The organism is Methanosarcina spelaei (genome assembly GCF_002287235.1).
GTDB lineage: Archaea > Halobacteriota > Methanosarcinia > Methanosarcinales > Methanosarcinaceae > Methanosarcina > Methanosarcina spelaei.
Map to the genome: position 1 here is coordinate 1 of NZ_LMVP01000074.1, position 9,987 is coordinate 9,987.

Consider the following 9,987-nt stretch of genomic DNA (forward strand, 5'->3'; position numbering starts at 1 on the left):
GGAAATGCTAACATTCAGGTGTTTTAAAACATCAATCGGATAAAAATGGATTATCTATTAAATTGTTTTGACGTAATATATTTTTTTCTTTTGTTGAGGCATGTATGTTGCTATTATTTTTGTCAATTTTATGATTTAGTTAAGAAAAGAATACCAGATTATTTGCTGAAAGTAAGATCGAATTCTTGGCATCAATTAGAGCTCTGAAATTCCGCCATTTTCGATGAAAAAAAGAAGTGGTTTAATGAATGTTAATCAGGCTGATGAAAAATTCATCATCATAATAAATGTATAGGAGAAGATTAAGAGAGATTTTTGAGTGTGAAGTTCAAACAAACCTTCCAGAGCATATTTGAACTTCACATGCCCTGAGGCAAGGAAATGATAGCTTTGCGAATATTTGAAGCTTGCTTGATCTTGCCTCGGGAATAAAATCACGAGGTAAAAGAATGATTGCAAACAGGAAATTTGGTATTGGTGCACTACTTGCGGCATTATTGATTGTGAGCACGGCGTTTGTGCCAGCTGTGAACGCTCAAACTGAAAAGAATTCTGATGAAGTTTCAATAGAAAACAGTATAAATTATACAGATGCAGAATTGCAGGATTTGTATATCAAATACAACATAAGTAAAAACGACATAAAATTTGCAAACAATGAGCTTCCAAACTACTTGGAAGGAACGATTTTGCATAGCGATAAAAGAGTTGTAGCGAGTGATACGGGCAGACCTCACGAAGGTATGATAAAAGGAGAAAACTATGATCTTTTAATAACCACTGAGGAAATGTTCGATATCATAGACAATGCAAGGCAAAAATACATGGAATTATATGGTGTGGATCCAGGAAATCCTAAATTAGAGAAAGTAAATGGGTATCTTATACCCAAAGAAGAAGTGAAAAAACTGATTGAAAAAGGAACTTTGTCGTGTGAGTCAGAAGATGTGATTGAACTTGAAATCGAACCCAAGACCTCTACACGTGTAACGACCAATCCCTACGCAATAAATGACGCTATAGATGTCCATATTTTTGTAGCAACAGATAGTGTCCATGCACCAACAGAATCATTTCAACAAGATACTGCTAATGCGTTATCCAGATTTGAAGATTTTGGAATCAGTGTCTATAGATGGTGGTACTGGAATTCTTGGGATGCAAGTGATGTATCTCCATCCTATGACGCGTCAGCTGTTCTTGATGATCTTGAAGATGATGAGAGTTGGGTTCGTTATTCGGCAAGTGATCTGGTACTAGGTTGGGCACATGAATTAAACCATAATGGCATAGCTCGAACATATGAACTTAGTGATGGTACCCTCCGGGGAGGAGCTTATTCGGTATGTACTGATACTGTAACAGGAATTGGTGTGGAATGGCCGCATGACAGCATTGTTCAGCATGAAGTTTCTCATAATTTCGATGCCCTCGATCAAAACTCTCCCGTTCACCCAGAGTGTATTATGAACTATGCATGGGCTTATGCCGGAACAAATATATGGTGCAGTTCGTGCTGGAGTAAAGTAAATAATGGCATATACAACTGAGTTTTCAGTTGTAGGTGAACAAATCCTAAAAACCAATATTTGACTCAAAATATCTACCTCCAAATAATAATTTGAGTTCCTGATCCTGAAAATGATTATAAAATTCTTATTGAGACAGGAATAAAATTGGTTTTGGGATAATCTCTGTATGAAAATGCGGATTATGTGACATTCAAAAATTGTCAATCAATTGTATCCGGGGGATTAACAGGAATGTATCGCAAAACGAAAACTGGCTAAGAAGGAGATTAGTAAATCTCCTTCTACTTTAGAGGGATTTCAAATGCAAAATATTAGAAAAATACTTCTCTTCTTGCTGATCATACCCATAGTTGCAATTATAGGTTATTATGCATTGATTTTCCTTTTGGGCGGTCCGGCTTTACCTAATTTTTTTGAAATCAGAAATAATGATGCAGGGATCCATGAAGTAACTGTAGAAATATTGAACTCGCGCAATAGTTCCATGTTCAAGGAATCATACAAGCTTTATCCGGATGAAAGTGTTTCAGAAGCAAAACCGTTTAGTCTTCTATATTCTATCGGAACGAAGAATTATACATTCAAGATTACACTGGATAACGGAGTTGAAGAGGAAACCATTCCGGTATCCTTACATCGTTGGAGCACACCTATTATAGTAATAGATAGGGATAACGAGGCTCCAATAATGATAATGATAGATATGGTTTGAGAGGAAGCTTGTCCAGATATTCTCTAACAATTCCTACATTGCTGAAGTTATTTTTTGTATTGCAGGGAACAAACTTTGTGTTTTACGGAGGTATAAATATTAAAAACTATCGAAAAATACTCATTTTTTAGGAATTTTAATATTGATTTTACCTGAGCTATTTCGTTGTTTTCCCATTTTTATTGGTTGGACCTCCAGCACCTCTATTTTTAATTGAGCCTATCCCAAAAGCTCATTTACTCTAATTATTGCTGCTACCATTACAACTCCTAAATATGATGTTTCTTTAATTTCATATCTTGGAAATACTTTCTTGCATGACTCTATCCAGCTAAAGAACCTTTCTACTATGCTTTTCTTCTTGTATTCTTCATGATCTACCTTTATTGGTCTTTCTCTCTTCCTTTTCTTCCTATTTCTTTTATTTACTGGTATATTGGCCTTTATTCCTCTTTTCCTGTTATATTTTCTAATTTTAGCTGTATCATACATTGCATCAGCTGTTACTTTGGAAGGCCTGTTAACAGGCCTTCCTACAGGTCTCTTTATATTGAAATTTTTAATTGTAGGTATATAAAGTGTAGAATCATTCTTATTTACAGGAACAATAATAATCGAGAGAGGTAAACCTTGCAAATTTACTAAAATGCTTATTTTTATTCCTTTTATTTTTTTGTGTCCATCGTAGCCGATATTCCCCCTTTTTTAGCCGGAACATCCTTTGTATCAGTAAAGCAGTGAGAAAGATCTATTTTATTCAAATCGTAACCTTTGTTTAAAAGTTCATTGAAAATCTTCTGATAGATACCATGTTCACACAAATATAGATGGAATTTATGTACTGTTGACTTAGATCCGTATCTCCTGGGAACGTCTTTCCACGTACAACCTGTCATAACGACGTACAAAATACCGTTCATTAACTTCCTCATATTTGCACGTGGCCTTCCTGTATGCGGTTTCTGTGAAGGAAGAGAAGGTTCCATGGATTCCCATAGAACATCATCGATTTCACGAAATGACATAAAAATAAATTTATAATTTAAACATAATATTACTTGTGAGATAGGCTCAATTAAAAATAGTATCAGCTGAAGGAATTTTTGTATTTGGTATTTTTGACTTGAGATCATTACTTGCAGATTCGAGTGAATCGGTAGGAGATGTTGCCGCATGAAGTAGAACGTTAAGAAATTCTTGATAGCTGTAATTTGCTTCAGCGGGTAAAGTTATTATATTAACGATACTAAGGAGTTCAGAAGACACAGCCAGTAAACTGACTGTGTCTGTTCCAGATATGGAGTCGTTTTTTTGAGTCATAGCAAACGACTCCATAATTTCAATACTTTTTTGATATCTTCGTTTATAAAAAGTAAGCTTCGGAACTAAAGAGATTCGGAACTACTGACTCTTTTTATAAGATCTCATCAAAAATCTTCAATTTTCCGGCAAAACAAGCTTTACTTCTCCGTCTCTTTTCGCAGGTTCCTGTTTGAAATGGCAGAATATTAATATTACTTTATTAATATGATCTTTCAGGTTTCAAATCCAGATATTTCAAGTCTCAATGGATTGACTCACGGTAAAACTAATCTGACCGCTATTCGGTCCTAGAGCTATGATTTTAACTTTCTATGATTTTAACTTTCCAATTATCGTTAATTTGTAAATCTCATTAAACTGTGAATGCTATTAATAAAAACAGCTAATTTATGATTGCCATGACAAATGCACCAAGGCTTATCGCATGGGAACTGACTGCAGGATGCAACCTGAACTGCATACACTGCAGGGGAGCTTCCACCTCCTCCGTTCCAGCAGGTGAACTTACAACTGAAGAGGCTAAACATTTCATTGATGAAGTTGTAGGGCTTGGAAAACCCATTCTCATTCTTAGCGGAGGCGAGCCTCTAACCAGACCTGACGTTTTTGAAATTGCACGGTATGGCACCAATGCCGGACTTCGAGTCGTGCTTGCAACAAACGGGACTCTTCTTACACCTGAAATTGTGGAGAAACTAAGAGCTGCCGGAGTGCAGAGGCTCAGCATTAGTATTGACGGAGCAACTGCAGAGACACATGATAATTTCAGGGGCATGCCCGGGGCTTTTGAAAGAACGCTTGCAGGCATTGAAGTCCTCAGAAGAACCGATTTTCCTTTCCAGATCAATACTACGGTCTCAAAACGCAACCTTGATGAAATCCATAAAACTTTTGAGCTTGCAAAAGAGCTTGGTGCAGTTGCATATCATGTCTTTTTCCTTGTGCCCACAGGAAGGGGAGAAGAATCCGATGAGGTTTCCCCTGCAGACTACGAGCGCATTCTACACTGGTTTTATGAAATGCAAAAAGAATCGAAAATCCAGCTAAAAGCAACCTGTGCCCCCCATTATTTCAGGATAATGCGCCAGCAGGCAAAAAAAGAAGGCATTGAGATCTCGGTTAAAACCCACGGCTATGAAGCAATGACAAAAGGCTGCCTCGGAGGTACAGGTTTCTGTTTCATATCAAGTGTGGGTAAAGTCTTCCCTTGCGGCTACCTGCCTGTGCTTGCCGGGAATATAAGGGAACAATCCTTCAGGGATATCTGGGAAAACTCCGAGGTCTTCAGGAAATTAAGAGATCCCGAAGAGCTTAAAGGAAAGTGCGGGATATGTGAATATAAAAAAGTCTGTGCAGGCTGCAGGGCAAGAGCTTATGCTGCTACAGGTGACTATCTCGAAGAGGAGCCTTACTGCATATACAGGCCCGGAAAAAAGTGATCGTGATCGAGATGACTGACATTGATAACTTAAAAGATCAACTCCGGAAAGAGGCTGCCGTTTTTTCCTGTGATATGGATCCTTATGGCGGGGAAGTTCCGGTAATAGAACTTGATGAGACGGACAAAAGAATCCTCAACCTTATCCAGAAGGAAATCCCCCTCGAAGTCGAACCTTTTGCAAGGTTAGGCGAGATTCTCGGGCTTCCGGAAACTGAGGTAATTGAAAGGCTGCGTGAACTCAACCGGAAAGGAGCAGTAAGAAGGGTAGGCCCTGTCCTCAGCACGAGAAATATGGGGGGTGTAAGTACTCTTGTAGCCCTGAAAGTGCCGGATTCCCGCATAGAGGAAATTGCTATTTTTATTAACGAGTATCCTGAAGTTTCCCATAATTATCTCAGAAGTACTGCACAATATAACCTCTGGTTTACGCTTTCAGCCCCAAATAAAAACAGGCTTGAGAGGATTCTCAGCGAAATTAGGGAGAAAACTGGCTGTCCTCTGCTTGATCTTCCTACAAAGCACCTGTTTAAGATTCAGGTAAAGTTTGATATCAGGTGAAATTATGGATAAAACGGATGTAAAACTGCTAAAACTCGTGCAGGACGGAATTCCTATCACTCATTCTCCTTTTAAAGAGTTTGCTTCTGAACTTGGAATCAGTGAACAGGAGGTTGTTGACAGGCTTAAAAATCTCCAGAAAGCTGGAAAGATCCGCCGCTTTGCGGCTTCAATAGGGCACAGAGCCATAGGCATAAAAGCCAATGCGATGTGTGTCTGGAATGTTCCCGATGAGCAGATCGAAACGGTAGGAAATATCATGGCTGAATTTCCAGAAGTTACGCACTGTTATGAACGCCCCCGCTATCCTGACTGGCAATATAATCTGTTTACAATGGTCCATTCCTATAACCCCGAAGACTGCGAAAAAGTAGCTGAGAAGATTTCGGAAGCTACAGGAATTAAAGACTATACCCTCTTCTTCAGCGAAAAAGAGTTCAAGAAAACAGGAGTCAGGCTTTAAGTATTAAATAAGTATTAAATAAGTATTAAATAAGTATTAAATAAGTATTAAATAAGTATTAATTATATGTTTTAACTAATTACTTTTATATTTTGAGGTCCCTAAAAATGGCTGAAAAAACTAATTTTCTCCCCCTCATACTTGACCTTTCAGGCAGAAAAATAGTAATTTTCGGAGGTGGGTCTGTCGGGGAACGTAAAGCCGAACTTTTCTGTGGCTGTGCGGACACTATTGTCGTCAGCCTCGACTTTTCCGAAAGGCTGAAGGAACTTGAGGCATCAGGACAGATCTGTCTTTCAAGGCTTGACCTTGAGGCAACAGAGGATTCCAAACTGAGGGAAATCGTCTCAGGGGCTTTTCTTGTTATTCCTGCAACCAGCAGTTCCGACCTTAACCGGAAGATTGCTGATATTGCAGGGGAAAGCGATATTTTGATTAATCAGGTAGACACTTTAGGTAATGTCGTAATCCCATCAGTGATAAAAAGGGGAGACCTTGTAATCGGAATTTCCACTCTCGGACACAGTCCTGCAGTCTCAAAATATACCCGCAAGCAAATTGAAAGTGTGATAACTCCTGCATATTCCGATATGATCCGGCTTCAGGATGAGCTCAGGAGTTACCTCAAGCAGCATGTAGCAGAACAGAAGCAGAGAAAGGTAATTCTCTGGAAAGTTCTGGAAAGTGAGGCTGTATGGAATGGTTTCTCCGAGTCTTACGAAAAAGCCGCCGCAATAGCATATGCAATAATTTCAGGTTACCTGGAAAATTTTGACAGATAAAAAGATGACCTGAATCAAAATATTCTGCAAATGGAAGCTTTAAATAAAATAATACGTAAACAAAATTCGTTTGTGAAAAAAGGCTTAGGAGTTGCGGACAAAGTTTAATTTACAACTCCTTATATTATACTCTATTCCTGTATTCATTCTATCCGGAGGCTCTCTGTGACAGAAATCTCAAGTATGGTTATATCCCATAAAAAAGCAAAAATTGAGGAAATGGAGTCCGCCTGGCACGGAGATCTGGACGGTCTGCTCCACCATTTGTATAATCATGAATACGTTTATGAGTGCGTTGTCTTAAAAACCTGCAACCGTGTTGAAATTTATGTTGTTTCCCCCAAGAGCAGCAGTGTTCTTTTCTCTTTTGCAAAGGAAATGGGAGCTTCCACTCATATTATGGACTTCTATGGGCATGACGAATCTCTTGAACACCTGCTCAGGCTTGCTGGCGGGCTTGAATCTATGATTGTCGGAGAAGACCAGATTCTCGGGCAAATAAAGGAACTCTACGCCTATTCCAAAAAATCGGGAACGACGGGAAAAATCCTTGACACTGCCTTTGATAAAGCTATTCAGGTAGGAAAACGTATCCGTAACGAAACACGGATCAATAAGGGATCGGTGTCCATAGGTTCTGCAGCTGTGGATCTTGCAGAGGAAATTCTGGACGGACTCACAGGAAAAACGGTGCTCGTGATAGGGGCAGGAGAAATAGGAGTCCTTGTAGCAAAGGCCCTGGCTGAAAAGGATATCGAGGCAATCTACATTGCTAACCGTACCTTCAAGAAAGCTGAAGAAATTGCCTACGAACTGGGAGGGTACGCAGTCAGGCTCAATGATGTCCAGACTCAACTTAAAAATGCTGATGTTGTAATTAGTGGTACAGGTGCTCCTCATTACATTTTAACTCGGGAAATAGTTGAAAAAGCCATAAAAGGCCGGGATAAAACCCGTAAACTCCTCTTAATTGACATAGCAAATCCCAGGGATATCGAGGAATCGGTTTCTGAACTCGATAATGTGGAACTGTGCAATATTGATAATCTCAGGGTGATCAGTGAGAAGACGCTTAAAATGAGGAAAGAGGAAGCTAAAAAAGCCGAGGATATTATTCAGGATGAGATCAAGCTTTTAAACCTCCAGTACAAACGCCAGAGAGCTGATAGAATTATTTCCGACCTTTACAAGCAAATTTACGATGTAAGGATACGAGAAAGGGAAAAAGCAGTTAACAGGCTCTGTGCTTACCATACTATAGGGAAAATCGAAACCGAGGTGCTTGACGACCTCACTCATTCCATCGCAAACAAAATTCTTGCCGAGCCTACCAAAGTTCTCCGCCAGGCCGCAGAGCTCGGAAACGACGAGTTCCTTGATGTTGTTTCAAGGATCTTCTGCCTTGAAAAAGACAGAGTAAAGGTGGAAAAAATGAAACCTGATTGCGAGAAAATGAAATCCGACTGCGGGATAAAGGTAGAAAAAATAAAACCCGATTGCGAGAGTGGGATAGATAGGATTTCTGAAAAAAGTAACTAATAAAAAAGGATCAGAAGTTACTAAAATTTGCAGATAATTCGCAGATGATTTACACATAATTCACAGATAATTTAAGGTAATTCATAGATAATTTACAGGTAATTAACAGTTAATTTATAGATAATTTACAGATAATTTACAGATAATTTACAGATAATTTACAGATAATTTACAGATAACTCGCAAAGAAGTGATCAAATGTTTCCAGATGTCAGGTTAAGACGATTGAGAAAAGGAAAGATCAGGAACCTTGTGCGTGAAACTACCTTATCCGTAGACGACCTTGTTCAGCCTATTTTTGTGAATGAGACTATCGATTCTGCTGTTGAAATTCCTTCCATGCCCGGAATATATAATATTCCTCTCTCTGAGGTTGCAAATGAGGCAAAAGAGATTGCAGAACTCGGGATTCCGGCGGTGATCATTTTCGGAGTTCCTGCATTTAAGGATGCGGAAGGCAGTTCTTCGTATGGGGAAACCGATGTTGTCCAGGAAGCTGTCAGGAGAGTCAAAGCTGAGCTTGGAGACGAACTTGTTGTGATCACGGATGTCTGTATGTGTGAATACACAAGCCATGGCCACTGCGGAATTGTTGATTTCGAAACGAAAGAAATCCTGAATGATCCTACCCTTGATGTACTAGGAAAGATTGCAGTGAGCCATGCAAGGGCAGGTGCTGATATGGTGGCTCCGTCGTGTATGATGGATGGGATGGTAGAAGCCATCAGACAAGCACTTGATATGAACGGATTTGAGAATATTCCGATCATGTCCTATGCCGCAAAATATCATTCGTGTTTCTACGGGCCTTTCAGGGAAGCCGCTGAGTCAGGATATTCTTTCGGAGACCGTTCTACCTATCAAATGGACCCTGCAAACGGCAATGAGGCTCTCAGGGAAGTAACTCTTGATGTAGCTGAAGGTGCAGACATAATAATTGTGAAGCCAGCTCTTCCTTACCTTGATATTATCTACAGGGTTAAGACGGACTATGGGATGCCAACTGCTGCATACAACGTAAGTGGAGAATACTCCATGATCAAAGCCGCCGCAGCTAATGGCTGGCTTGATGAAAAGAAAGCAGTTTACGAATCCCTCATCTCAATCAAAAGGGCAGGAGCCGATATTATCATTACCTACTTTGCAAAAGATGCTGCTCGCATGTTGAAGTAAGTGCCTCTTTTTCAGGTGCTCCTTCTTTTCCAGATTTTATTCCATTTTTTCCTCTTTCCACCTTTCTGTCTTTCAAGCCTATTGTCCATTCCACTTACGAGCCTACCAAGTTCATCAATAACTGCTTAATAGAGGGAAGCTCTGTTATAAGATAAAAAGTGAACACAGTAAGGTGTAAAGCACCTTAACTTAAAGTGCAACAAATATATAAAATATAGTTAATATTAATATAATTCAACGCAGTTCTGTTCGCATAAAACATAATTTTTTTCAGTATAAAATCAGCTCTATGTGCAATTTAAGTTCAATTCAAAAAATTAGCTTAAAATTCAAAAATTAACTTAAAATTCAAAAATTAACTTAAAATTCAAAAATTAACTTGAAATTCAGAAATTAACTTGAAATCCACAAATTAACTTAAAACTCAGAAATTAACTTAAAACTCAGAAATTAACTTAAAACTC

10 protein-coding genes and 1 pseudogene are annotated in these 9,987 nt (G+C 39.0%); 8 read left to right on the plus strand and 3 right to left on the minus strand.

Annotation, left to right across the window (positions count from 1 at the left end; genetic code table 11):
* The first annotated feature begins 449 nt into the window (after positions 1–449).
* A complete protein-coding gene (locus ASJ81_RS05510; RefSeq protein ID WP_095643615.1) occupies positions 450–1,550 on the plus strand; it encodes a hypothetical protein in 1,101 nt (366 codons plus the stop codon).
* Between the two features lie 283 nt (positions 1,551–1,833).
* Positions 1,834–2,244 (plus strand): hypothetical protein, encoded by a 411-nt coding sequence (locus tag ASJ81_RS05515; protein WP_095643616.1) that lies wholly within the window; start codon positions 1,834–1,836, stop codon positions 2,242–2,244.
* A gap of 219 nt (positions 2,245–2,463) precedes the next feature.
* On the opposite strand, the gene ASJ81_RS05520 is transcribed toward ASJ81_RS05515, so the two are convergent.
* From ASJ81_RS05520 to ASJ81_RS05525, 3 genes and pseudogenes are all read right to left on the minus strand, one after another.
* Positions 2,464–2,880 carry a transposase gene (locus ASJ81_RS05520; protein WP_245859840.1) on the minus strand — a complete coding sequence of 139 codons (417 nt, stop codon included), beginning with the start codon at positions 2,878–2,880 and terminating at the stop codon, positions 2,464–2,466.
* Positions 2,881–2,909: 29 nt separating this feature from the next.
* Complete coding sequence (locus tag ASJ81_RS23205; protein WP_212556029.1) at positions 2,910–3,269, minus strand: transposase; 360 nt, start codon at positions 3,267–3,269, stop codon at positions 2,910–2,912.
* Positions 3,270–3,318: 49 nt separating this feature from the next.
* Positions 3,319–3,579 (minus strand): annotated as a pseudogene (locus tag ASJ81_RS05525) (ISH3-like element ISMma1 family transposase); the annotation flags it as partial.
* Positions 3,580–3,956: 377 nt separating this feature from the next.
* Between ASJ81_RS05525 and ahbD the strand changes: the two are divergent.
* The 6 genes from ahbD to hemB all read left to right on the plus strand — a co-directional run bounded on the left by ahbD (position 3,957) and on the right by hemB (position 9,523).
* The gene (gene ahbD, locus ASJ81_RS05530) at positions 3,957–5,006 is read left to right on the plus strand and encodes a heme b synthase (RefSeq protein ID WP_095643618.1); all 1,050 of its coding nucleotides are present in this window, start codon (positions 3,957–3,959) and stop codon (positions 5,004–5,006) included.
* Between the two features lie 11 nt (positions 5,007–5,017).
* A complete protein-coding gene (gene ahbA, locus ASJ81_RS05535; RefSeq protein ID WP_141241595.1) occupies positions 5,018–5,566 on the plus strand; it encodes a siroheme decarboxylase subunit alpha in 549 nt (182 codons plus the stop codon).
* A 4-nt stretch (positions 5,567–5,570) separates the two neighbouring features.
* Entirely contained in the window at positions 5,571–6,029 is a 459-nt protein-coding gene (gene ahbB / locus ASJ81_RS05540; RefSeq protein ID WP_048110369.1) for a siroheme decarboxylase subunit beta, read from the plus strand.
* Between the two features lie 107 nt (positions 6,030–6,136).
* Positions 6,137–6,811, plus strand: coding sequence for a precorrin-2 dehydrogenase/sirohydrochlorin ferrochelatase family protein (locus ASJ81_RS05545; protein WP_095643619.1), 675 nt, complete (start codon positions 6,137–6,139; stop codon positions 6,809–6,811).
* Positions 6,812–6,976: 165 nt separating this feature from the next.
* Positions 6,977–8,350 carry a glutamyl-tRNA reductase gene (gene hemA / locus ASJ81_RS05550; RefSeq protein WP_095643620.1) on the plus strand — a complete coding sequence of 458 codons (1,374 nt, stop codon included), beginning with the start codon at positions 6,977–6,979 and terminating at the stop codon, positions 8,348–8,350.
* A 198-nt stretch (positions 8,351–8,548) separates the two neighbouring features.
* Positions 8,549–9,523 carry a porphobilinogen synthase gene (gene hemB, locus ASJ81_RS05555; RefSeq protein ID WP_095643621.1) on the plus strand — a complete coding sequence of 325 codons (975 nt, stop codon included), beginning with the start codon at positions 8,549–8,551 and terminating at the stop codon, positions 9,521–9,523.
* Positions 9,524–9,987: the final 464 nt, after the last annotated feature.

What these genes read in the sequence shown, in the direction of transcription:
- ASJ81_RS05510 (WP_095643615.1), top strand. Translation starts at nt 450, where the DNA reads ATGATTGCAAACAGGAAATTTGGTATTGGTGCACTACTTGCGGCATTA.
- ASJ81_RS05515 (WP_095643616.1), top strand. Translation starts at nt 1,834, where the DNA reads ATGCAAAATATTAGAAAAATACTTCTCTTCTTGCTGATCATACCCATA.
- ASJ81_RS23205 (WP_212556029.1), bottom strand. Translation starts at nt 3,269, where the DNA reads ATGTCATTTCGTGAAATCGATGATGTTCTATGGGAATCCATGGAACCT.
- ahbD (WP_095643618.1), top strand. Translation starts at nt 3,957, where the DNA reads ATGATTGCCATGACAAATGCACCAAGGCTTATCGCATGGGAACTGACT.
- ahbA (WP_141241595.1), top strand. Translation starts at nt 5,018, where the DNA reads ATGACTGACATTGATAACTTAAAAGATCAACTCCGGAAAGAGGCTGCC.
- ahbB (WP_048110369.1), top strand. Translation starts at nt 5,571, where the DNA reads ATGGATAAAACGGATGTAAAACTGCTAAAACTCGTGCAGGACGGAATT.
- ASJ81_RS05545 (WP_095643619.1), top strand. Translation starts at nt 6,137, where the DNA reads ATGGCTGAAAAAACTAATTTTCTCCCCCTCATACTTGACCTTTCAGGC.
- hemB (WP_095643621.1), top strand. Translation starts at nt 8,549, where the DNA reads ATGTTTCCAGATGTCAGGTTAAGACGATTGAGAAAAGGAAAGATCAGG.